The organism is Vibrio sp. 1167 (genome assembly GCF_033340375.1).
In the GTDB taxonomy this organism is placed as follows: Bacteria; Pseudomonadota; Gammaproteobacteria; order Enterobacterales; family Vibrionaceae; genus Vibrio; species Vibrio alginolyticus.
The window spans coordinates 244,067-267,600 of record NZ_JAWOWK010000001.1 but is presented as its reverse complement, the minus strand read 5'-3'; the positions used below and the strand labels follow the sequence as shown (position 1 = coordinate 267,600).

Genomic DNA, 23,534 nt, shown 5'->3' with positions numbered 1-23,534 from the left:
AATTAATTTTTCTTATCCGAACAAAATTTAATCATATTTAATTTCTTGAAGAACCTTGGAACTATAACTAGCCTTTTAACATAAATATAACAAACCGTGTCGAAATCGTAGTTTTTGTGATTTTTCGTAAAGTTGTTCGATATTTGCATCGGGACGCAAGGAAGCTCGCGTAGGCGTAGCGGCTGAGCAGAGGAGAGATCTTTTGAAAAGATTAACGACTACTCTAGCCTTATCACTGAATGTGATTTTAATCACATTTTCCTCTTTTGGTTGGTCAAAGGAAAATGACTACAACATGACAAAAGGGGTCACAGAGATAAGTGGGCAAGTGTATGAATTACATATGCTGATTTTCTATATCTGCTGTGTAATTGCTTTGATTGTTTTTGGTGTGATGTTCTATTCCATCTTCCGTCATCGCAAGTCAAAAGGAGCAGTTGCAGCACATTTCCATGAAAGCACAAAAGTGGAAATTATTTGGACGGTCATACCCATCATCATTCTTGTCGCTATGGCGATTCCCGCAACAAAAACTCTAGTAGCAATGGAAGACACAAGCCAATCGGATATCACGGTCAAGATCACAGGCTCGCAATGGAAATGGCATTACAGCTATTTTGGTGAAGATGTTGAGTTCTTCAGTTTGCTTGCCACCAGCCAAAAACAAATTGATGGAATCGAAGCTAAAGGCGCGCATTACTTACTGGAAGTAGACAACCCTTTGGTGTTGCCTGTGAATCGCAAAGTGCGTTTTTTGATGACTTCTGATGATGTCATTCACTCTTGGTGGGTACCAGACTTTGCCGTCAAGAAAGACACCATTCCAGGTTTTATCAATGAAGCATGGACAAGAATTGATGAGCCAGGCGTATATCGCGGTCAGTGTGCGGAGCTATGTGGTCGTGCACACGGATTTATGCCAGTGGTGGTGCATGCAATGGAAGAAGAAAAGTTCGATGAATGGCTAGCGAGTAAGAAGGAAGAACTCGCGCTTCAAAAAGCGGCGGCACAAGAAGCGCTCTCTCAAGACTTATCTATGGACGAATTGATGTCGCAAGGCGAATCGATATACACGGCGCGTTGCGCTGTGTGTCATCAGGCAAATGGTGAGGGGATTCCGGGTGCATTTCCCGCGATTAAAGGCAGTCCTATTGCAACCGGAGATGTTACAGAGCACATAGATATTATTGTCAACGGTCGCCCGGGCACCGCAATGCAGGCTTTTTCTAATCAGTTAAGTGACAAAGAAATTGGCGCGGTTATCACATATCAACGAAATGCATGGGGCAACGATACTGGCGATACAGTGCAAGCATCCGATGTGAATGCCTTTAAGGCACAAGGCAGTGCTAAGGAGGAAATATGAGTAAGCCAATAGATAAGGCAGTGAAGTCTGCGCCAGCAGAAGCCAGTGCGAACAGTACCATTGCGATCGATGATGGTCACGAGCATCATGCACCCCAGGGCATCACTCGTTGGTTGTATTCTACAAGCCATAAAGACATAGGCACCCTCTACCTTTGGTTTAGCTTTGCGATGTTTCTAACAGGTGGTGCGATGGCAATGATCATTCGTGCCGAACTGTTCCAGCCAGGGCTACAGCTAGTCGATCCGCAGTTTTTTAATCAAATGACCACGGTACACGGTTTAGTAATGGTATTTGGTGCGGTGATGCCAGCATTTACGGGTCTTGCTAACTGGATGATCCCGATGATGATCGGCGCTCCAGATATGGCGCTACCGCGCATGAACAACTTGAGCTTTTGGATCTTACCTTTTGCATTTCTCATCTTGTTGAGCTCGTTGTTTTTACCTGGCGGCGGTCCTGATTTTGGTTGGACGTTTTATGCTCCGCTGTCCACGACTTATGGCCCGGATAGCACTGCGCTGTTTGTATTCTCTGTTCATATCATGGGTATCAGCTCCATTATGGGCGCGATCAACGTTATCGTGACGATCGTAAATATGCGAGCTCCGGGAATGACTTGGTTCAAGTTACCAATGTTTGTTTGGACTTGGCTAATCACCGCTTTCTTGTTGATCGCGGTTATGCCGGTACTAGCGGGTGCGGTGACCATGGTTCTTACTGACAAATATTTCGGGACTAGCTTCTTTGACGCAGCTGGTGGTGGTGACCCGGTAATGTTCCAACACATCTTTTGGTTCTTTGGTCACCCAGAAGTGTACATCATGATTTTACCGTCGTTTGGAATCATCTCCGCCATTCTGCCTGCTTTCAGTGGTAAGAAGCTGTTTGGTTATCATTCGATGGTTTACGCGACGTGCAGCATTGCATTGTTATCTTTCCTTGTGTGGGCGCACCACATGTTTACCACGGGGATGCCAGTTTTTGCTGAGCTCTTCTTCATGTATTGCACTATGCTGATTGCGGTACCAACGGGGGTTAAAGTCTTTAACTGGGTTGCCACCATGTGGCGTGGAGCTCTGACATTTGAAACGCCAATGTTGTTTGCCATTGCCTTTATTGTGCTGTTTACCATTGGTGGCTTCTCGGGACTGATGTTGGCGATTGTGCCGGCGGACTTCCAATATCATGACACTTACTTCGTAGTTGCCCATTTCCATTATGTGTTGGTATCTGGTGCGGTATTCTCGATCATGGCAGCGGCATACTACTGGCTACCTAAGTGGACGGGTAATATGTACGACCACAAGCTGAGTTTATGGCATTTCTGGTGCTCAATTATTTCCGTCAATGTCCTGTTTTTCCCAATGCACTTCCTAGGCTTAGCGGGCATGCCAAGACGCATACCGGATTACGCCATTCAGTTTGCTGATGTTAATCAAATAGTATCAATTGGTGGGTTTGCATTTGGGTTGTCACAACTGATCTTCTTATGGTTGGTGATCAAGTGTATTCGTGGCGGGGAAAAGGCTTCTGCAAAACCGTGGGAACGTGCGGAGGGCTTAGAGTGGACAGTGCCAAGCCCTGCGCCACATCATACGTTTACTACACCGCCTGAGATTGACTAGCAAAGAGTGGGGTGAGTGACATGAAACCGAATCCATCAAACAAGAAGCTCACAGTGAAGTTACTTTTGGCGACCCTGTTAATGTTTGGCTTCGGCTATGCACTGGTCCCACTTTATGACGTGATGTGCGACGCATTGGGAATCAATGGAAAGACAAGTGAAGTGGCCGCTATTCAACCGACAGGTATGCAGCCGGACATGAGCCGAACTATTCGCGTGGAGTTTATGGCGCATGTAAGCCCAGATATGCCTTGGGAGTTTAGACCCAAAGTGATTTCGATGGATGTTCACCCAGGTGAAGTAGTGCAAACTGAATACCTTGCATTTAATGAAAGCGGGCAGAAGTTGGTGGGGCAAGCCGTTCCTTCTGTTTCTCCCGGGACTGGAGCTGCTTACTTCAATAAGATTGAGTGTTTTTGTTTTAACCAGCAGCCTCTGGATGGTAAACAGCAAGCTCAAATGCCGTTGATTTTTTATATCGAACCGGACTTGCCTGAGTCTATACACACGTTAACGCTGTCTTACACACTCTATAAACTTCCCCCTCCTACAGGCTCTTAGCCACTCAGGGAGAGAGATACAGACCAAGGTTGGTCAGTAAGGAGAGAAATTATGAGTAACAAGCCAGGAACATATTATGTTCCCGCTCAAAGTAGCTGGCCGATCATCGGTGCATTTGCTCTGTTTTTGGTTGCTGTTGGCGCGGGCATGACCGTCCAGGGGACACAAAGTGACGGTGCAGTGGGAACCATTGGTGGCATTGTGCTAGCGGTGGGCTTCTTGTTCTTGCTTTACATGTTGGCTGGTTGGTTTAGTAATGTGATTACTGAATCACTGAGTGGAAAATACAGCTCGCAAATTACTCGTTCTTTTCGCCAAGGAATGAGCTGGTTTATCTTTTCTGAAGTGATGTTTTTTGGTGCCTTTTTTGGTGCCTTGTTCTACGCCAGAATGATTTCTGTGCCTTGGTTAGGTGGGGCAGATAATAACTTCATGACTAACGAAGTCCTGTGGCCAACCTTCGAAGCGATGTGGCCACTCACACTGACGCCGGGAGGAGAAACAACACAAGCTATGCCGTGGCAGGGCATACCCCTTACCAACACTATCTTGCTGCTATTGTCGTCTATTACGCTACATATGGCGCATATAAGCCTTGAACAAGACAAAAGAACGGCACTGATTGTTTGGTTAGAGATAACCATCGTACTTGCTGGCTTTTTCCTATATTACCAAGCGGTTGAGTATGTTCATGCTTATCAAGACATAGGGCTCACGTTGCAGTCCGGTATTTACGGTAACACGTTCTTCATGTTGACGGGGTTCCACGGTTTACACGTTTGTCTTGGGACTATCTTCTTGATCGTGCTGCTGTTCAGAATCGCTAAAGATCACTTTTCGCCAAAGAACCATTTTGCCTTTCAAGCGGGCAGTTGGTATTGGCATTTCGTGGATGTGGTTTGGTTATGTCTGTTTGTGTTTGTTTACGTACTTTAGGCGCAGTGTGAACTCTTGGTTCGACTAATAAGGGCGAGGGTTTGGTGTTAGCCAACCCGAGCTGAGCGCAATAAGCAAAAGGACGACCACCAAAGCGGAGAACATGACTCGACGGCCTAAGTAATGACTCATGGGTTTGTCTCTTTTTTCAGGATTATCTGGGTCTTCACGAACCATTTCGATAAGCGCTTTTGCGAGGTTGAAGATAATGAAAAGCAGCAAAAGGACAAGCGTCAGTTTGAATAGAAATACGGTGGACATGGCACCTCCGGTTTCATCATTGTTGTTATCAAGACAATTATGGCTATCGAAACGGTTTTGGGTTGCAGTTGGTTTAACTGTGGTTGTGTTTTCTCTTTTGGTCAAACTGGGTTTTTGGCAGTTTGAGAGAGGGCAGGAAAAACAAGCATTGGAACAAGCCATTCTCGCGCGTGCGGATAGTGCGTACCAAGCACTAAGCGTCGTTCTTGAAGACAACGACTGGCGAGAGGAAAGTATCCTCGGGAAAAAAGTGGAAGTTAATGTTGTTCCTCAGGCGTTTCCCGTAATTTTGTTAGACAACCAAACGCATAAAGGCAGTGTGGGATATTTAGCATTTCAGATTGTATTGACGAGCGATGAGCCTAGTGCCTATGCGTTATTGGAGCTTGGTTTTGTCGAGGGAAGAGCAGAACGCTCAGTGTTACCAACGGTCACCAAACTCGATAATTCGACTTTCATCACAGGACGCCTGTACCGAAAATCTACTAATCCACTGAGTTCAGAGTTAATGCCGGAAGTTGGCGATGTTATTCGCGTGCAAAACCTAAACATCGCGCAATTGAATCAGCTACTGAATATTGAACTTATGCCCGCAGTCTTGCAGCCAGACAATTTAACTCGTTGGCCCTATGACTTTCCTTGGAATCCATTGCCACTCAATAGTGCCAAACATTTTGGCTATTCGATTCAATGGTTTTCGATGGCAGGTGTTTTCTTATTACTGACTTTAATTGTTTTTGTTCGTTGGCAAAAAAAGTTGCGTCACATGGAGGTGAAGCATGACATCTAAAGTAACCAAAGGACGACTAATGTTGATTGCGCTGGTTTGTACGTTCGCGCTTCCCGCTGTCATTGCAAAAGTCATTCTCACACAAGGGTGGTATCAAAGCGGAGTGACCAATAGAGGCGAGTTAGTCGAACCATACACGACGTTAGAGCAACTTGGTCAAGAGTCACCTCTCAAAGACCATGCTTGGCAACTCGCTTATGTATTGCCTAACGAATGCACTGAAGAGTGTAAACAGCAGCTTTACCTGCTTCAGCAAAGCCATGTTGCTTTAGGTAAGTATCAAGAGCGAGTAGTGCCAGTCGTTTGGCAGACTGAGCATTCAGCTCCCATAGAAGTATCGATGTTAGCGATGCAAATGAATGAATTGGTTACCGCAAAAGTGAAACCTGGGCAAATGTTGATCGTTGATCCTCTTGGGCAACTGGTGATGTCTTACTCGCCGAAACCAAATGAGGACTTAGTCCTATTGAATAAAGGTATGTTGGCGGACTTACGCAAGCTCTTAAAACTGTCACGAGTCGGTTAGAGGAAGTGCATATGAAATTAATTCAGTTGGTTAGATTCAGTTTGCTGCTAACTCTCGTGGTGATCATGTTAGGAGCATATACTCGCCTTTCAGATGCAGGGTTAGGTTGCCCGGATTGGCCTGGTTGTTATGGGCACTTTTCTGTGCCGCATCAAGAAGAAGACGTCATACGTGCTAACCTGAACTTCCCCGAGCGGGCAGTAGAGCATGAGAAAGCATGGCTTGAGATGATTCATCGCTATTTTGCAGGAACGTTAGGTTTAGTCATTTTTGCGATGGCAGCGATATCAATAAGGTCTGAGCGTGTAAATTCAACCATTCCGATGTTGCTAAGCGTATTGGTGATTGGGCAGGCACTTTTGGGAATGTGGACAGTTACTCTTAAATTAATGCCCGTCATCGTGATGCTTCACTTGCTCGGTGGTTTTGTTTTATTGGCGTTACAGGCGATTTTTTACTGCCAATTAAAAGCGCAAAACAATCTCTATTTCTCTCCATCTTCTAGCTCTCTGAGAGGCTTTTCATTGTTGGTTTTTCTGGTTGTTTTGGTGCAAGTGCTCCTTGGAGGATGGACTTCGTCAAATTATGCTGCGCTGATGTGTACCACACTGCCGATTTGTGAGGGAGACTGGATGAGCCATCTCTCATGGAAAGAAGCGTTTTCTTTCTGGCAAACTGGATTCGAGAATTATGAATTTGGTGTTTTGGAGTATCCGGCAAGAATGACTATACACGTCACTCATCGTATAGGCGCTATTGTTACCGCCACCGTGGTATTGGCTTATAGTATTGGGCTTATGAGGCAAGATTCTCATCATTCACAGAGAATCGGAGGGTGGTTGTTATTCACTCTGGTGTGCCAAATTATGCTGGGTGTAAGCAACGTAGTATTTCAACTTCCTATCTATGTCGCGGTGGCGCACAACCTTGGTGCCGCTGTTATGTTGAGTCTCGTTTGTGTTAGCCAGTTTTACTTGTGGCAGGGTAAAACGGCTTGGAATTACACCGCGAAAGGAGTTCGCTATGAGTAAAGAAATCGCGCTGTCGTTAAATGGGCGAAAGCGACTAAGTTCCGTTTATTTGAAGTTAACGAAACCTAAAGTGGTGGCGTTAATGTTGGTGACGGCAGTAGTAGGGATGAGCTTAGCCCCGGTTGATGATTTCCCCTGGTTGCAGGCGGTAGTTGGCCTAACGGGGATTGGTCTGATGGCAGGGTCTGCGGCAGCGTTTAATCATCTAATTGACCGCCGAATTGATGCGAGAATGGCACGCACACACAAACGACCATTGCCATCGGGTGAGACTAAGCCATCATCGGTGATAGCCTTCGCTACAGTTTTAGGTGTCTTAGGGTTTGTACTTCTCTATGCGATAGTCAACCCGCTGACGGCATGGTTGACTTTGATGAGTTTGCTCGGCTATGCGATGGTATACACAATGTACCTCAAACGTGCTACGCCCCAAAATATCGTCATTGCAGGGATTGCCGGTGCGATGCCGCCTCTTCTCGGTTGGACTGCTGTAACAGGGCAATTACATGCGAATGCTTGGCTGCTCGTGATGATCATTTTTATCTGGACGCCACCACATTTTTGGGCTCTGGCTATTCATCGTGTCGAGGATTACCGCAAGGTAGATATTCCCATGCTGCCAGTGACACACGGCATTGAGTACACCAAAACTTCTATTCTGTTGTATACGGTGCTATTGACTTTGGTTTGTGTCCTACCGGTTTTGGTTGGTATGGTCGGCGTGGTGTATCTTTTTGCCTCGCTACTACTCAATGTTGGCTTTATGTACCATGCATGGAAGCTAAAATATGCACCAGAGTCAAATACCGCGATGGAGACGTTTAAATTCTCTATCTATCATCTTTTGGCGTTGTTCATTGCATTGCTTTCGGATCACTATATTGGTTTTTAACCTTTCTTAAAACAGAAAACGCCGCGTGGTTCGCGGCGTTTTCTGTTTTGATACTTTGGCTTTAAGACAAAGCTTTCTAGATTTATTGAATTTCTAGCAGCTCAACATCAAAGATCAAAACACTTGCTGGTGGAATTGGGCCAGAGCCACTCTTACCATAGCCAAGCGTGCTTGGTACGAAAAGGCGGATTTTCTCACCTTCTACCATGTATTGTAGACCTTCTTGCCAGCCTTTAATGACTTGGTTAAGACCAAATGAAATAGGCTCACCACGATTAACAGAGCTATCGAATATCGTGCCATCAATCAAGGTGCCGTGGTAGTGTACTTTTACTTTACTTGTTGCAGTTGGGTGAACCTCACCTTCGCCTTTTTCAAGAACCATGTATTGAAGGCCACTTTCTGTTGTGATAACGCCTTCTTTTTTCGCATTTTCTAGTAAGAATGCTTGGCCTTTGGCAAAGTTTTCATCTGCTACTTTATGGTTTGTCCAAGTACGGTAAATGAAAAAGCCCGCCAAAATAAAAATAATAAGAGGAAACAAAAATTTAGACACGTGATCTCCTTGTCTATTTAGGTTGTTTTAGCAAAAAGTTGATGGTTTCTGCCATGGCTTCAACGCTGTCATGACCACCAGTAATCACTTGATATTTTCCGTTTACGATAAAGGCTGGAACGGAGTTAATTTGGCCGCGAGTCGTGATCGCTTCTGCCTTAGTGATGTACTCAAACAGCGTTTTTTGCTGTGCTTCATCTAAATGGTAAGGGCTGATAAGGTTGCGAGACTCAAAGGCTTTCTCTACGGCGATTTGGCGTTCCTCAGCCGTTGCATCGGCACCCATTTGCACAGCAGTAAAAAGATCCGCCATAAACGCTTTATCTGGTGTTGATTCAAGCTGCATTACGGCAGTATAGAAGATGATGGCGCTCACTTGTGCACTTTCATTGAACGTTACATGCATTTTTTCAACGCTTTGATCGGTCAATGATTCAATTTGAGGGACAAACTCTTCCATTGAGCGGCAGTGGCCACAAGTTAAAGAGAATGCTTCAGTCAGGGGAGCTAAATCATATTCTTCAAGGGATACTGGCAAAACTTCGTATTGTTTGCCTTGCTGAGGCTGACTCTTGCCGCTATCGCATGCCGACAAAGCCATTACGGCAACAACAACAGCAAAGCCTTTCGATATGGTTTTTAACATAGTAGTGCTCTAAATGAGAAATTTGCGTTAGTTTATCGGTTAACGATAGTGACTAAAACCATTAAATAACAATAAAGTGAGACCATTGGTAACAGACTTTGCCTGACGTATGGACTGTAAGGGTAGGGTATTTTAGTGTTGCGTTTTATTCGAGAGATGATTTTGCATTGACTCCAGTGGCATGAACGCTGCATAGACAAACCAATCGGTGGACAAAAGCGCTAAAGATTCGGCGTGTTTTGTCGACACAATGAACAAGAGTTTTTCTACGTTGGTAATGGTATGAAGCATTGGTTTTTAATTGTTTGTGGCATTCTGGCCGGGTGCAGCAGCCTCGATCAAGATATGGTCCCTGGTGGGAACATTTTAGATACAGCTCCTAAATCAAACACTGAGCTGAGACACCCAGAGTGGGGATACCCGAGCGCATCCAATGTGGCTTCTTCCCCTCGTTCATATCAAACGGCGAGGGCGTCAGTAAAAAAGTCGCAAAACGTGACCTCTCTGGAAATGTTCCTGAGCAGGCATAACATTCCTCACGAGACGCTCAGTGGTGGTCACCTGATGATACGTTTGAAAGAGCAAGTGCATTTTCAAACGGGTTCTGCACGGTTATCTGCTCAATCTCAAGACTGGATTCGAAACATTGGTCACTATCTGGCTGGAAGAACTGATGTTGATGTCGTGATTGATGGTCATGCGGATAGCACGGGAGCTGAAAGCTTCAATGACACGCTATCTGAAAAGCGAGCTCGTGAAGTAGAAAAACAACTATTGGCGACGAGTATTCCACGTCAACGAGTGTTTTCTAGAGGCTTCGGGGAGTATGTACCGAAGTGCAGCAATGCGACAGCGAGTGGTAAAGCTTGCAATCGGCGCGTAGAGCTAACATTGATCGTGGATGAATAACGCAGACGTTAGGCGGTAATCTTCGTTGTGTTGTTCTTGCATACCCGTTATTTGCTTAGTGGAGTTTAAGTTCGGAGTTGAGCAAGAAGACTGAATAAGGAAAGCTCGCACGGCAACATCTAGCTAGAAAAAATAGAAAAGAGGCACCGTTAGGTGCCTCTTTTACATCCGCCAATGTTCATAGGGGGAACTTAGGCAAATTCTTTTTCAACGTAAGCGACGATGTCAGATGACTCGTATAACCACTGTGTCTCGCCATCTTTTTCGATACGAAGACAAGGGACTTTAACTCGCCCACCACCTTGCTCTAGTTCAGCTCGATGAGTCGGGTTATTTTTTGCATCACGTAGCTCAATGTTCACCGATTGACGCTTCATTGCACGGCGGACCTTTACACAAAAAGGGCAGGCTTCAAATTGGTAAAGTGCGTATTGTTTCGCTTTTTCATCAATACGTTGCTGTTCTTCTGCGGTGCGCTTAATACCACGAGGTGAGAACACCGCGTTCAGCAATAAGATAACCTTGCCTAAAATCCAACGGATAAACTTCATAATGATCCCTTGATGTTCATTGGGTAATTGTCCTTTAAGAATGCAATCATGATGCTTGTTGCACTGGACGTGAAGTCTATCAGTTGTTTGAAATGGATAAAACCATGTATTTTATGCGGAAAATAGACGTTTAAACCAACCCCAAAAGCCACTTGCTGAAGCCGGACGGGCTTCTTTACCTTGATAAAAACTTTGCATGAGTTCGGTTCTAAATGCATCAACGTCCATGCGTTTCATGACAAGTTCGTGCTGCAATGTATTTTGAGTCTGCTCGGCATGATCGTGCGCCAAGCTGAAATCCATATTTAAATAGCCTTGCGTGTATAACCAAAGGTGGGTGACTAAGATTAGGTCTTCAGCAGATTGGTTAGTAAACTTATCCGCGTGCTCATTACCCAAGGAGTCAGTCAGAACTTGCTGCATACGCTGGGTAGAGTGAGCATGTTGCTCGTAGTTAGCACTTGCTTCAATATGTGATTTGGTCAAAAGGCCAAGCAGGTGAAGAGTAGGTGCTGTTGTGGGTTTGTTCTCACAAACTTTTGTAAATAGTTGTGACTGTTCTTTTAACCAACGCCGCTTTGCTGCTTTATGTTCTTTAACAAAGGGGATTTCTTCAAATCCCATCTCTTGACTCAGTTCACTAAGAGACGTCATGGTTTTTTAGTTCCTTCACCGTTACTTCGATATGTTGATCATTGATATCAACAAAAATTGAGCTGCCAGTAATCATAACAGAAAGGCTAGTACCTCGGTCAAGATGCTGACAAATCAAGTCGATAGCGTCATAGTCAAAGCTCTCTACGTTGACGGGAAGCATTGAGAACTTTCCTGACATTTTGTCCCACCAGACAGCCGCTTTGGTGTTATAAGTGTAAACTTTTACATGCTTTGCGAGGCGAGAAGCTTTCTTAATTCTGTCTGGTTCTGGTTCGCCAATTTCAATCCAGTGAGTAATGCTTTGATCATCGCCAACATGCCATAAATCAGGCTCTTCAATCGTAGAGAGTCCTTTTGTAAACTCCAGATTGCTTTGAGCATTTAAACAGTAAGCTAGAATGCGAGCCAACATTCGTTGCGGCTTTTCAGAAGGATGAAGGGCGATAGTTAGATTTTTAGAATCGTAATAGTCATTATTCATATCGGAAATGGCGATACGAAATTTGTAAATGGTTGGTTTAAGAGCCATAGATTTATATCGTTTTGTTGGCAAAATAAGTTTTAGGCAAAAAAATAGCCAGCTTTAAAAGCTGGCTATCGTATCAAATTCTTTAAGAATTAAAGTACTTTGATTTGCTCTGCTTGAGGGCCTTTTTGACCTTGAGAGATAACAAATTCTACTTTCTGGCCTTCAACTAGAGTACGGAAGCCGTCACCAGTGATTGCAGAGAAGTGAGCAAATACGTCAGGACCGTTTTCTTGTTGAATGAAACCGAAGCCTTTCGTTTCGTTGAACCACTTAACTGTGCCAGTAGCTGTGTTAGACATGTCTATTTCCTAAATATCTAAATAATGTAATCTTTCGCCTCAACGGCGCTTATAGCGTGGAAAAATAAATTGCTATTGCGTACCACAGGACGACGGGTTACAAGTAATCCAACGAAATGTGAAAACAAAGAACTTTCTTTCTAGCCGTGTTTGAGTCTAGGTTAATTCCACGAAGAGTCAACATATATTAGTGCTTTATGGACAAATATTTGTATTTAGTCACTATTTAACCAGCATGTTTTTGATTAAATTTCAAATAAATGACGGTGATGTGAAGTTTTTTAGCATAAAATTCAACTAAATCTATAAATTTGACTTATTTATATAATTATTGTCCAATCTGGTTCGACCATTAAGGAGGATTTATGGCAAAGCGTAAAATCAGTCCTCAACCGAGTGGCTCACAACATGAGACCGACTTCGGCAGAGGTGAAATCAAAGACAACGCGTTAAAAGCGGTTGTTACCAGTCAGCTGTTCCAAACACGAGTCGTTAAAGCGAAAAAAGGTAAAGGTAGCTTCAGCCGTAAAATGAAGCATAGAGGCAAAGAGCCCTATTCAAAGTTCTCCCCAAGGTGGATTTTGAATAGGGCTTTTTTGTTGGTACTAGGTGTTTGCAAAACTGATGATATTCAATTTTTAGTACCAGATAAGTTTTCCTAATTTATCATGTACTGCTTCAACTGCTTCAACTGCTTCAACTGCTTCAACTGCTTCAACTGCTTCAGCGAACTAGGCGTTGAAAGTACCAATTAAGTACTAAAACTTACTAAGTTAGATTCATATCAATAAGCGTCACTTCCTGTCTTATGCAACTCTACTATATCTTTAGTCTAATCAAACAGCCGAGATTATGGTTTAAAAAGACTGGTGAGAAGTAGGTATGTCATCGACGAGTTATGGTACTTATGGTTGCAAATGTAAAAAAGCGTGTGCTTCTTTATTACTACTGTGGCTGTCCATTTGTCCGATGGCGCATGCACACAAGTCAGAGTCTCATTCTTTAATTGTTGCTAACTCCAAAGCGTGGAAGCCGTTCTCTTACCTTAGCCCAGATGGTGAACCTAAAGGTGTTTTAATCGACTTTTGGAAAGAGTACGCGGCGAACAACCAAATCGACGTTCAGTTTCTCCTTTTGGATTGGGATGCTTCTTTACAAGCCGTAAAAGAGGGTAAGGCTGACTTTCACGGAGGACTTGTCTACTCGCCCGAAAGAGCGAAGTATATGGACTTTGGCGCAGTCATAATGCCTATCCAAACCAAATTGTACGTAAATAAAGATGTACTTTCGGTTGATATCAGGAGTGTTTTAACTGGCGAAATGACGCTGCCAATTGGCGTTGTTAAAGGAAGTTACGAGTCTGAGTTTGTTCAGACGAATTATCCGAATGCACCTATCGCAGAATACATTAACAATGATTCGATGATACAAGCCGCCGTCGATAAAAAGGTGCTGTACTTTGTTGCAGACCTGCAAGTTGCTAACTTTTATATGGCAACCACGCCGGGAGCGGGTATGTTTGTCCCGACAATTAGCTTATATAGTGAAGATCTTCGGATTGCAGCAGGAATGCACAGTGCAACTTCCATTTTAGAGGTATCAAGAGCGTTTGAAAAAGTCATCGATACGGATCGTGAGCGGATCCTCACCCGTTGGAGTGTGGTGAAAACGGTTTATCCACTTTATCTTTTCCCTATTGCTATTTTCATTATGGCGATTGCAACGCTTTATCATATTTTTGCCCTCAAACGTATGGTTGCTCTTCGGACAAGGCAATTAACGATTGCCAATCAGCAATTGCTGGAGATGACGTTGACGGATTCTCTCACAAAGCTATACAACCGTAGACACCTGATTGAGCAATTGGCGCTACTGAATCATTTGAAGCGAAACTTAACGGTGATGGTGTTTGATATTGATGATTTTAAATCAATCAATGATCGATATGGCCACCTTGCTGGAGACCGAGCAATAGTTGCCATCGCAGAAGCCGCTAAGTCGATGATTGATGACCGAATGACATTGGCGAGAATTGGAGGAGAAGAGTTCGCACTCGTTACGTCGTCTCTGTCAGAGCGAGAAGCACTCAATTTTGCCAATATGCTTTGTAAAGCCGTTTACGATCAGCCTGTTATACTGGGTGGACAAGCAATTCATTTGAGTATCAGTTTGGGCTGTGCTTACTATCCTGAGTTTACCCACATCGTGAGCTTGCAAGATGCTGACGAGTTGATGTATCAAGGTAAGTCTGAAGGAAAGAATCGTGCAGTTTTCCAAGTTATAACAGACTGTCAGCTTCAACCTGCGCTTCGTCAAGTGAATTAGGTCTCGCTAATTCAACTGATACTTCAAACCATCCTCAAGCCTCAAAGGTTTAGTCAGAGTAACGTGGTAAGCGTTGACGATTACGTTGCGTTGTTTTCTTTGAGGCCAATTTGCGTACAAATATTCGCACTTTCATATATATAACCCCCCACCTGCTCACGTTTTTATCATAGAAGCAGTAATTGTTTTAAAGTGATAAGCGATTTCTTGGTAAAGATCAGAACCCCTGTCTACACTCAGTGTAAAGTAATGCATATAAAGCATGATGCATACGGTGTTGTACAAAAACAATTAAAGAAGATAAGAAATAAGTTGGCTTGAGAAGGACGGGGAATGAACAACGAATGCTTTGCTAGGTTCCGAGCTGTCACGGATGAACTGTCAATGAAAGAATCGTTGTCAGTTGGGAAAGACCCTTATGCTCACTATCTCAAAGATATTGTGGGGATTGATTTGTTGTCTCGTGAAGAGGAGTTGCATTACGCCAAACTTAATCGAGCTGGTGATGAAGAAGCGCGCGAAATGTTGATTGAGTCTAATCTTCGACTTGTTGTGAAAATCGCAAAAGGCTACCTCAAACGGCCAGGCAATAACTTTACTCTGCTCGATTTAATAGAAGAAGGTAACATTGGTTTGATAAAAGCGGTCGATAAGTTCGATCCTGAGCCAGGCTACCGTTTTTCTACTTATGCGGTATGGTGGATTCGCGAGAATATAGAAGCGGCATTAATGAACAATGGCCGCACGGTACGTTTACCTGCTCATGTGTGCAAAGAGATAAATAGCCTGGCTTTAAAAAAGCTCGATGCGTCAAAAAGTGAGAGCAAGGAGTTGTCTATTTCTGAACTCTCACGCTGCTCAGGGGTGAAAGCAGAGCGTATAGATGAACTTGTTGCTCTTAGTGGTTTTATTGATGTATCGACCACTGCGGACCTTCATCGTGTTCCATTTGTTCTTGAACTGTGTGAAAGTGAGTATACGCCAGATCCACAACAAGACTGTGAAAACCAGTGCTTTACTCAAGCTATTGAAAATATTATTAAAACCTTGCCAACTAAGTTGCAGAAAGTCTTAATCCATCGATTCGGATTATTTGACCAGAGAGTGAAAACCTTGTCGGAAATAGGCCTGTTATTAAACGTATCTAACGAGCGTGTTCGTCAGATGCAGATAGAGGCGGTTGAACGCGTGCAGAAACGTCTCCGATTCGATGGTTGGGTTTAAGATTTTTAGCCCCTTATCCTAGCTGATTAATTTACTGGCTTGCTACTCTGTTCTTCCGTAAGTAACAGCAGCTCAAGCTGTGCTTTAGCTGCTGCCTCCAATCTCCATACACTCAATAATCGGTTAAGTGCTGCGCGATAAGTACGACTTTTGAGTAAAAAAGCGAGCGTACTTGTGTAGTTGTTTACGACTTGCGCTTGTGTCTCGACCAAAGCAGTTTTGTTTTCGATGTCGATGTGTTGAAGGTTAAAGTCAGGAAGAAACGCACACTCATACCATACCTCTACAATTTCACGAATTTCGAGTTCTTCTTCAGGCACGTCGAAGTCTTGTAACTGGTAGTTTTCTGGTATCGTTGATAAATAAACCACATCCAATTTGTCTGCAACAAATGTATACATCGGATTCCTTAGTGTACGCGCTTACAGAGTAAATAGTCTCATCGTTTACATTTTTGTCAATGACCGTGCTCAAGTATGAATGATGAACCACACCACATTCCGAACTTAACTTAGACTTTTTAAGTACTTATCGGTTAACCCGAAATACTTCAGGTTGCCATCTGGCTCCAAGACTAAGCTCATATTGGATGTAGAGATCATGCCCGGATCATTCGTTGAGAAAATAACGGTCTTATTGAGTAGTTTGTCGCTAAATAACCGCTTGAAGTAGTGGGAATTTTCTTGCTCTGCACCATTAAATGGCTCGTCAATGATAATCAAAGATTGTTCGCAGTTGCCTAGCCCTAATGCGAGCCGCAGTCTTTGTTGAATACCATTTGGTAAACTTTTACAGATATCAACGCTCAATTGAGTGTCCAGGCCTTGTGGCAACCATGTATCGAGCTCAAAGAAACTCACCATTTCACGCATTTTTTCTGTTGGGATTAACCCATTATGCAAGATGAAGTTAGTCTCCAAGGAGCCTTCAAAAATATGCAGGTTAAACGGGATGTAGTTAATCGAGGTTCGATAGCGGTAACTGTTGAATTGTTTGATGTTATAACCGTCCACCGAAACTGAGCCTTGATAGCGTTCCTCTAGCCCAGCGATAATAGAAATGAGCGTCGTTTTACCGCAACCTGTTGGTCCACAAATCACAACTTTTGCGCCCGGTGGAATTTTAAAACCAAGATTAGTTAAGCCTGTTGCCGCACCACTATAACGATGGCTCACACCAGAGCCGACGATACTACCTTGAAAGAGGCGAATAGGGGGGCTTTTCTCTAACGTTAGCTTATCGTCATTCATCGCCATAAGGTTGTTGATTTGCGCAGAAGACGCCTTAATGGATTGGAACTTAGAAATAGAGTTGTAGATGCCCATAATAGGCCCCAACGCCTTCCAGACTAAAATTACGGTAGCAAGCATTGCACCTGCATCGGAGGTGCCGTCCATCACGCCGATAACGGCCGCGACGATACTTGCGGTACCAATAACCTGAATCAAACTCCCGCCTGCTGCCTGAACCCTGCTATTAGTCACTGAAACATGTTCTGCATCGCTGGTGCTTTGTAAATGCGATGCGCTAAAGCGGGACTGGATAACACGCAATAATGGCAAGCCTTGGATGGTTTTTATACCACGAAGAATCTCATTCCATTGGTAAGAAACCATGGCGTTGGCGCGAGAGCTCTTGGACGTGGCTTGCGAGTAGATGTAACGAGAATAAACACAGAACACCAACATTAGAATCAACCCCGCCATAACGACTAGCGCTGCGGTACCAGACATAAGAGCAATGGCAATAATGAATACGATAACAAACGGCATGTCGAAGTAGCTTAATGTTGACTCTGCGGTTACCAAACGGCGGAAAGTGTCGATGTCCTTCAATCGTGCTAACTGAGAAGAGACACCAGCGGTAGATGTCATCGAATAAGGAAGCCACAACAGTTTGGATATTACGTTTTGAGAAATATGCACCGCCAAATCCTTTCCTGATGTGGCGATGATGTTGACCCGCATTTTCTTGAAAAAGTATTCCGAGAACCCAACAATCACAGCAAATAACGTGAGCCAATAAAGCGTGGCTTGCGAGCTAGAGGTTAAGGCGAAGTTGTACACACTCATAATAAAAAAGGGCTGGAGTGCGCCGAGAATGCTGACCACGAAGCTGAGAATAATCAGGCTTTTGAGTTCATTGTTGTAGCGATAAAACGCGTATTTAATCCAGTTACTGCGGTCTTGAGATTCAGGTGGCGGTTCTCGGAATAAGCGGGAGTATTCGCTGATCGAGACCAACAAGCACGGCTTCTTGCAGAGCGGGTATTCAATGGTGTTGTTATTTGTGTAATCAAACAGGATCAGTTTGCCGTCTTTAGTGCCCAAGAAAATCGCAGTGATGTTTTCTATCTCGATAAAACAAGGATGAGGATGCCCCTCGATGTGCTCCAACGTTTTTAGTTTGGTGACGTCACAACGGTAACCAAGGCGTTCAATCGTAGCGATAAAACTGTCGCTGTCTTTTGGTTTAGGGATAAACGCGTCGCTGAGGATAGAAGGTGTGCCTTCCCATTCAAGCGCTATGAGGGTGTAAGCTAAACCACGAATCAAAGGTGACTCATTGTATCGCTCGTCATAACTGCGAGCCTCAAAGTCCAACAAGCGCTGAGGGACATTATTAAAATCAACCAAAATACTCATTGGTCACCTCCGGTAAGTTTGACGCGTTTGAGGCGATGATTGAGTTTGTCCATCTTGTTGCTGACGATGATGAGGATTTTGTCGTTGGCGCGATAGGCGGTGCTGGTCAAAACCAATCGAGCAAAGTCGTCATCATAAACACAGTCGATGTCGTCGAAGATCAACACACGTTTGTTCGCGAGTAAGGCACGCACTAACAACAAGGCATAAGCGACTTGGCGCGAGAATGGGTTGCGTAAATGTCCTTTAAGCTCGGTGTAAAAACCAGCGGGAAGGGCATCGATTTGTGCCTTGATGTTCATGGTTTCGCAAAGCGCAAATGCCGTGTTGTTTAAGCTCGGGCGGAAACAAGTCAAGTTGTCGATGATGGTGCCTTCGACGAACGAACTGGTTTTGTCGACCATGAGCACGCTATTACGCCAGACGTTGTAGTTGACGTCATCGAGCGGTGTCTCGTTGATTTGGATATCGAGCTTGCTGTCGGTGTTTTGCCGCGTAATGCAATTGGCGAGGTGGGTTTTACCTGCGCCGCTTTTCCCCGTCAGCAAGTAAGCCTGACCGCGTTCAAACTCAATGCGTTGTTTTTCCGAATACTTCACCGAGATGCGCTCGACTTCCGTCGTGTCGTTTTGTTGTTCTATAGATGCAGCAAGCTCAAGCAGCTCGGCGATACGTTGAATATGAAGCTTGTTCAACTCCCATCGACTCACCGTGCGCATTACTTGCTGGTATGGCGCGAAGTAGCGGTTGGTAAGCATGATGATGGCAGCCATGATGCCTTGGCTCGATTGCATGTTGATAACTGCCGTTGCCAAAACCACCACCACACAAGCGATGGAGAGCTGTTGTATGAGCGACAAGATAAGGTTGAAGTTTGATTCAATTTGCTCGTATTTGATGTTCTCGACTTCACGTTCTTCCACCATTTGTGTCATGAGGCTCTCAACGCGATATTCCATATTGCGCGCTTTGATATCGAGTGGGCTAGAGATGATCTCGATGATTTTCGACGTGGTTAAGCCTTCGATGTCGGATTTGTTTTCTAGACTGTTGATTTTTTGCTTGGAAAGACTGAGTGCGAACACCGCCAAAATGATGGAGGCGAGCAAGATGGTCACTCCCGCCCAAATGTTGATCACACCGATAATCAGAATGGTCAGTATGCTGACGGCAAGGTTGATCAATGCCCGTACAGATTCTCCGCCAAAGAAGGATTTAATCTCTGGAATGGTCGCAATACGCTCTAGGTATTCACCGGGTTCTAGACGACGAAACTTCGATATCTCAGCCAAACAGATTGATTGAAACACCTTGTTGGTTAAGTTGGTTTCGAATTGCTTCATGATCACCGACGAAATCTTCTCTTCCTGATTCTTTAAGTGATAGTCGAGGAAGATGGTGATCAAGATAATGGCAAACAGAAGAAACAGCGTGTCTTTGGCTTGGTTAGGTAAAACACGGTCAAAGATAATCAGAATCGAAAAGGGCAGTACTAAACCAAACAGCGTCGAGATGACCGTTGAGAAAGTCAGGTAACATTTGTCAGCAAAGTTAATCTTTTGGGAAAAATACTCAGTTTGCATTGCGACCTCCTTTCTTAATCGATGGTTTGGAGAGAAGGTGTTTTGGAACTAAGTCTTGATTGCTTCTGCCTTCGATATCGCTCATTAATTGCATGATGCTTTCGATGGATTGCACCGACAGCATGCCTTTGATTTGCTCAAGATTGATCGATTCAATGATGTAGTCATAACGCGCGCTCTCGTAATCACGTAGCGCGCTAAACAGTTTACTTTCCGCGGCCAGTAAGTCGGTAATGGTTCGCGTGCCAAGTTGGTAGGCGCGTTGAATGCCTTTGTAGGAAGCGTAGTTGGCACGGATGATGTTCTCGTAACTGCTAATAGCGCGGGAGAAGTCATTAATGTTGAGTACCGAGGTGTTAACGCTATTGCGTGTCGCGAACAATGAATCTTGGTACAGCAGCTCGGTTCGCTCGATGGCAGTCGACGATTTTTGATAACCGTAGTAATCCGAACCGCCGGAGAAAATTGGCACATTCAAGTTCAACCCGACGCTGGTCGAGTTACTGTCCCCTGTTGCGGTTGGGTCGGTTCGGTCATAGTTGTTCGCATCGTCGTAACGGTAACTGGCAGAGAGCGATACGGTCGGCACAAAGTTTGAACCGCTTTCTTTCAAGCCTCTTCGGCTGCGCTCGACGGTTTTCTTCGCAACCAATAAGTCGTTATTGAGCTTCAAAGCTTGTTCAAGAATCTCACGTTGTTCGGATTCGCTGATTTCCGCCAAGGGCACGCTTTCGTAGATGTCCTGTGATGGGGTGACTGGGTATTGAACTTGAATCTCTAAACCGTTCAAAATTACGCGCCGGTCTTTCTCTAAGGTTCTTAAGCGATTGGCAATGCCTTCTTTCTGGGCAATTACCTCATACAACTCGCTCGCCGCAGTGTTGCCAAGTTCCACGTTGCGACGCATTTGGCGCTCACGTGTTTCAGACGATTTAAGTTCTACTTGGGTGGCTTTGATTTGCGCGTTGTTTTTGAGGTATTCGAAATATTGCGTCGCGATTTCAGAAATGGTGCTCTGGATTTTGTTCTCGTGTTTGATTTCTTCAATGTTGAAATCAAGCTTCGCGGTGCCGTATTTAAAGATGTCACCAAGGTTAAACACCGATTGGGATAAAGACACACTGTAGCTGTTCGAGTTGTAGCTAGAACGTGTATCCGGTGTTCCCGTTAATATGGTTTCGTTTTCATTCCATGTGGTATCAGCAGCACCGTTTAAGGAGGGTAGAAACTTAGAACGGCTAATGTCGATGTTGTATTCGTTTTCTTCCACGCCTTTGTCACTAGCGCGCAGAGATAAATTGTTTTCCAAGCCGAGTTTGACCGCCTCAAGCAAGGTGGTCGCCATTGCCGAAGGAGCGTTGCTCAATGTAAGCGCTGCCAATACACAGCTAGTTAAGTTTCTGTACCGCCACATACTTGTTGATCACCTTGATGATTTCGTCGTTTTTATAAGGTTTGCTGATCACGTAATCCATTCCAGCTTCGATACAAGCTTGGTGTTCATTACTGCTGGTCAATGCTGTCGCACCTATAATGGTGCAAGGGTTCTGTCCGCTCTCTTGTTCGTATTGTCGAATGCGTTTGGTCGCTTCAATGCCGCCCATGCCCGGCATGATGCAGTCCATAAAAATGATGTCTGAGCGCTGATTCATGAAATGCTGAACGGCGTCTGCGCCATCGCCAACGGTGTCGGCTTCGTATTCTTGCTTGCTCAAAATACGTTTGAGTAGAATCTGTTGAACACGGTCATCCTCCACAATCAGGAATGAGCTGTTCTCCATCTGTTCTTCAGAGGCTTCCGCTTCCATGATTGCTAATAGGTTAGGGATGAACTCATACGGAATCGCGGGGGAGTTCAGAATCTTGTCGACAAAGGTATGACTCTCTTGTGCTTGCTGAGTGCTAGTGACTGAAAGCAACAACTTCGTGTTCGGGTGATTGCGCAGTTGCGATTTCACCGTTTTGCTCAGTGAGGGCAGCTTGTTTGGCTCGAACGTGTCGGTCAGCATGATGGCATCGTATTCGCCAAAGGTTTTTACCGCAGAGAAGAGTTCGTTCGGCGTTCGAATTGGCGTAATCTCTAAGCCCAAGTTGACTAACATTTTGCTCATCACATCAATGCGCAGCTGAGAGTTGGCACACAGTAATAGGCGCTTATTGTCGAAGCGAGTTTTCTCGGTGTGGAAGCTTTTGGCTTTCAAATCGAGCTGAATTTGAAAACGTTCCTGATTGCCCGATTGATACCAATGGCTCTCGTAATAGCCATAATCTTTCAACACGCTTTTCGCCAAATCGTCTTTGGTTGCAGTGTGCTGTTTATGGTCGCTCCAGTGTAGGGTATTGAGCTTGGCAAGCGGCACATCCAGCGTGGTTAAGAAGTTTAGATTGATGGTCAGGCGGGTATTTTCAATGTCTGACGCCGCACCTGATTCAATGGTGACAAACAGTTTCTTGTCGGCTTTGAGTTGGATGGCATTTGATAGCTGTAGGAACAACACCCAGAATAAGCTGGTGGATTGTCCTTCAACACGGTTTGGTAAGTTATCTGAGATAAAGCAGTCTAGCTCACCTTCATTTCGCTGCACTTTTGAACTGATGTGAATCATCAATTCAGACAGTACATTCAGCAGTGAAAACTCTTTCGATTTGCTCTCGGTCCCTTGTGAAATGAGTCGGTTGTAGTTCTCTGCCAATTCAGACAGGGTATTGGCAGCCGAGGTTATATCTTGCGCCATCAACACGCCGCTCTCATCGGTCTCTTGAACGAGATATTGCACGCCGCCGTTAATGGTGTTGGTGATGCCACGAATCTCGTAACCAATCAGAGCATAGAGCTGCTTGTAGAGATCGTTATTGCGTTTTTGTTCTTCGAGTTTGCTGAAAATCAGTTTTAGGTGAGAGTAGATCTGACGCTGCTTCGGATTGATGCTCACTTCATTCAGCAACTCTTCCAACCTTTGTAAATCCAGTTGTTTGAGCTCTTGATAAAGCTCATCGAATTCTTGGTCAATGTCACGCTCATTCGAGCTGGATTTTTTCAGCTTAAGGATTGCCACCAAGTTCGATAGCACTGCGATACCAACCAGTACGACAACGACCACAAACAACCAAATGAAGAACTCGTTTTTCTCCATCATTAGGTCGCTCGCATGGTTGTTAAATATGGTCCGGTAGTTGTCGTCCATTTGTAGGTAGTTATTGGTGAGCGAGAGGTACAGTGCCAACACATCGTCGCGTGTTTTTTGGCTGTCTGAGAAGCGATTGATTGCCAGTTCAAGCTGCGTGTATTCGGTCGCGCCCACCAAGCTAAACTCGGTTTTGTTGAGTGACGCGAGCGACTTAAATTGGTCAATTTCGTCTTTCAGAACCTCAAAATCAAGCTCTGTTGTACTGCAATAACGTGCGCTTAAACAGCGTTGAAGCGTTTGAATATCAAACTCGATAGTTTGGTTGAGCTGTTGAGCTTGAACCAAAAGAGGCGCGTTTTGCACTTTCTCGACTGAATCCACTTTTTCCCAAGAGATATACAAATAAAAGGCGAGGGCAGCCAGCATCAAGCTGAAAGCAATGCTTAGGCGCATAACAGGAACGGAAATATTGTAAGAAGGCTTGCTACTCAT

General features: G+C 44.5%; 24 protein-coding genes. 12 read left to right on the top strand and 12 right to left on the bottom strand.

Features of this window, described 5'->3' with window-relative positions; all coding sequences use genetic code 11:
* The first annotated feature begins 202 nt into the window (after positions 1 to 202).
* From coxB to R7Z78_RS01145, 4 genes are read left to right on the top strand one after another with little or no spacing between them, the layout of a single operon-like run.
* Complete coding sequence (coxB, locus tag R7Z78_RS01160) at positions 203 to 1,366, top strand: cytochrome c oxidase subunit II (protein ID WP_005385208.1); 1,164 nt, start codon at positions 203 to 205, stop codon at positions 1,364 to 1,366.
* Positions 1,363 to 2,994, top strand: a complete 1,632-nt coding sequence (gene ctaD / locus R7Z78_RS01155) for a cytochrome c oxidase subunit I (RefSeq protein WP_017821601.1) — start codon at positions 1,363 to 1,365, stop codon at positions 2,992 to 2,994. The genes coxB and ctaD overlap by 4 nt, the downstream gene beginning before the upstream one ends.
* Positions 2,995 to 3,014: 20 nt before the next feature.
* Positions 3,015 to 3,554: a cytochrome c oxidase assembly protein gene (locus R7Z78_RS01150; RefSeq protein WP_017821600.1), complete on the top strand. Its 540-nt coding sequence runs from the start codon at positions 3,015 to 3,017 to the stop codon at positions 3,552 to 3,554.
* A gap of 51 nt (positions 3,555 to 3,605) precedes the next feature.
* A complete protein-coding gene (locus R7Z78_RS01145; RefSeq protein ID WP_005385214.1) occupies positions 3,606 to 4,490 on the top strand; it encodes a cytochrome c oxidase subunit 3 in 885 nt (294 codons plus the stop codon).
* Between the two features lie 24 nt (positions 4,491 to 4,514).
* Here R7Z78_RS01145 and R7Z78_RS01140 read toward each other — a convergent pair whose 3' ends face one another.
* Positions 4,515 to 4,751 (bottom strand): DUF2909 domain-containing protein, encoded by a 237-nt coding sequence (locus R7Z78_RS01140; protein WP_169644567.1) that lies wholly within the window; start codon positions 4,749 to 4,751, stop codon positions 4,515 to 4,517.
* Between R7Z78_RS01140 and R7Z78_RS01135 the strand changes: the two genes are divergently transcribed.
* The 4 genes from R7Z78_RS01135 to cyoE are packed head-to-tail and all read left to right on the top strand — an operon-like array spanning position 4,750 to position 7,990.
* Positions 4,750 to 5,541 carry an SURF1 family protein gene (locus R7Z78_RS01135; RefSeq protein WP_169644602.1) on the top strand — a complete coding sequence of 264 codons (792 nt, stop codon included), beginning with the start codon at positions 4,750 to 4,752 and terminating at the stop codon, positions 5,539 to 5,541. The genes R7Z78_RS01140 and R7Z78_RS01135 overlap by 2 nt on opposite strands.
* Positions 5,531 to 6,067 carry a cytochrome oxidase biogenesis cluster protein gene (locus R7Z78_RS01130; protein ID WP_104976501.1) on the top strand — a complete coding sequence of 179 codons (537 nt, stop codon included), beginning with the start codon at positions 5,531 to 5,533 and terminating at the stop codon, positions 6,065 to 6,067. The genes R7Z78_RS01135 and R7Z78_RS01130 overlap by 11 nt, the downstream gene beginning before the upstream one ends.
* An 11-nt stretch (positions 6,068 to 6,078) precedes the next feature.
* Positions 6,079 to 7,098, top strand: coding sequence for a COX15/CtaA family protein (locus R7Z78_RS01125; protein WP_033906821.1), 1,020 nt, complete (start codon positions 6,079 to 6,081; stop codon positions 7,096 to 7,098).
* The gene (gene cyoE, locus R7Z78_RS01120) at positions 7,091 to 7,990 is read left to right on the top strand and encodes a heme o synthase (protein ID WP_104976502.1); all 900 of its coding nucleotides are present in this window, start codon (positions 7,091 to 7,093) and stop codon (positions 7,988 to 7,990) included. The genes R7Z78_RS01125 and cyoE overlap by 8 nt, the downstream gene beginning before the upstream one ends.
* Before the next feature lie 82 nt (positions 7,991 to 8,072).
* Here the strand turns inward: cyoE and R7Z78_RS01115 are convergent, their stop codons facing one another.
* A complete protein-coding gene (locus R7Z78_RS01115) occupies positions 8,073 to 8,546 on the bottom strand; it encodes an FKBP-type peptidyl-prolyl cis-trans isomerase (RefSeq protein ID WP_054578695.1) in 474 nt (157 codons plus the stop codon).
* A 13-nt stretch (positions 8,547 to 8,559) separates the two neighbouring features.
* Entirely contained in the window at positions 8,560 to 9,192 is a 633-nt protein-coding gene (locus R7Z78_RS01110; protein WP_005375635.1) for a thiol:disulfide interchange protein DsbA/DsbL, read from the bottom strand.
* 282 nt (positions 9,193 to 9,474) lie between these two features.
* Here R7Z78_RS01110 and R7Z78_RS01105 point away from each other — a divergent pair, with 282 nt between their 5' ends.
* Positions 9,475 to 10,101: an OmpA family protein gene (locus R7Z78_RS01105; protein WP_025768460.1), complete on the top strand. Its 627-nt coding sequence runs from the start codon at positions 9,475 to 9,477 to the stop codon at positions 10,099 to 10,101.
* Between the two features lie 191 nt (positions 10,102 to 10,292).
* Here the strand turns inward: R7Z78_RS01105 and R7Z78_RS01100 are convergent, their stop codons facing one another.
* The 4 genes from R7Z78_RS01100 to R7Z78_RS01085 form a co-directional block, all read right to left on the bottom strand.
* Positions 10,293 to 10,652 (bottom strand): glutaredoxin family protein, encoded by a 360-nt coding sequence (locus R7Z78_RS01100; protein ID WP_005375631.1) that lies wholly within the window; start codon positions 10,650 to 10,652, stop codon positions 10,293 to 10,295.
* 111 nt (positions 10,653 to 10,763) lie between these two features.
* Positions 10,764 to 11,306, bottom strand: coding sequence for a hypothetical protein (locus R7Z78_RS01095; RefSeq protein WP_017635869.1), 543 nt, complete (start codon positions 11,304 to 11,306; stop codon positions 10,764 to 10,766).
* The gene (locus tag R7Z78_RS01090) at positions 11,293 to 11,838 is read right to left on the bottom strand and encodes a YaeQ family protein (RefSeq protein WP_005375627.1); all 546 of its coding nucleotides are present in this window, start codon (positions 11,836 to 11,838) and stop codon (positions 11,293 to 11,295) included. The genes R7Z78_RS01095 and R7Z78_RS01090 overlap by 14 nt, the downstream gene beginning before the upstream one ends.
* Before the next feature lie 89 nt (positions 11,839 to 11,927).
* Positions 11,928 to 12,137 (bottom strand): cold-shock protein, encoded by a 210-nt coding sequence (locus R7Z78_RS01085; protein WP_005375625.1) that lies wholly within the window; start codon positions 12,135 to 12,137, stop codon positions 11,928 to 11,930.
* A gap of 365 nt (positions 12,138 to 12,502) precedes the next feature.
* Between R7Z78_RS01085 and R7Z78_RS01080 the strand changes: the two genes are divergently transcribed.
* The 3 genes from R7Z78_RS01080 (at position 12,503) to R7Z78_RS01070 (ending at position 15,686) form a co-directional block, all read left to right on the top strand.
* Positions 12,503 to 12,799, top strand: a complete 297-nt coding sequence (locus R7Z78_RS01080; protein ID WP_017635870.1) for an alternative ribosome-rescue factor A — start codon at positions 12,503 to 12,505, stop codon at positions 12,797 to 12,799.
* Positions 12,800 to 13,019: 220 nt separating this feature from the next.
* On the top strand, positions 13,020 to 14,462 hold the full coding sequence (locus R7Z78_RS01075; protein WP_104976503.1) for a diguanylate cyclase domain-containing protein: 1,443 nt from the start codon (positions 13,020 to 13,022) through the stop codon (positions 14,460 to 14,462).
* A 333-nt stretch (positions 14,463 to 14,795) separates the two neighbouring features.
* Complete coding sequence (locus R7Z78_RS01070; RefSeq protein ID WP_017635872.1) at positions 14,796 to 15,686, top strand: RNA polymerase sigma factor RpoD/SigA; 891 nt, start codon at positions 14,796 to 14,798, stop codon at positions 15,684 to 15,686.
* 26 nt (positions 15,687 to 15,712) lie between these two features.
* Here the strand turns inward: R7Z78_RS01070 and R7Z78_RS01065 are convergent, their stop codons facing one another.
* From R7Z78_RS01065 to R7Z78_RS01045, 5 genes are all read right to left on the bottom strand, one after another.
* Positions 15,713 to 16,087: a hypothetical protein gene (locus tag R7Z78_RS01065; RefSeq protein ID WP_005375619.1), complete on the bottom strand. Its 375-nt coding sequence runs from the start codon at positions 16,085 to 16,087 to the stop codon at positions 15,713 to 15,715.
* 105 nt (positions 16,088 to 16,192) lie between these two features.
* A complete protein-coding gene (locus tag R7Z78_RS01060; RefSeq protein ID WP_104976504.1) occupies positions 16,193 to 18,331 on the bottom strand; it encodes an ATP-binding cassette domain-containing protein in 2,139 nt (712 codons plus the stop codon).
* Positions 18,328 to 19,914, bottom strand: coding sequence for an ATP-binding cassette domain-containing protein (locus R7Z78_RS01055; RefSeq protein ID WP_042521477.1), 1,587 nt, complete (start codon positions 19,912 to 19,914; stop codon positions 18,328 to 18,330). Before R7Z78_RS01055 ends, R7Z78_RS01060 begins: the two co-directional genes overlap by 4 nt.
* Positions 19,904 to 21,328 (bottom strand): TolC family protein, encoded by a 1,425-nt coding sequence (locus R7Z78_RS01050; protein ID WP_042521475.1) that lies wholly within the window; start codon positions 21,326 to 21,328, stop codon positions 19,904 to 19,906. The genes R7Z78_RS01055 and R7Z78_RS01050 overlap by 11 nt, the downstream gene beginning before the upstream one ends.
* Positions 21,303 to 23,534 (bottom strand): response regulator, encoded by a 2,232-nt coding sequence (locus tag R7Z78_RS01045; RefSeq protein ID WP_104976505.1) that lies wholly within the window; start codon positions 23,532 to 23,534, stop codon positions 21,303 to 21,305. Before R7Z78_RS01045 ends, R7Z78_RS01050 begins: the two co-directional genes overlap by 26 nt.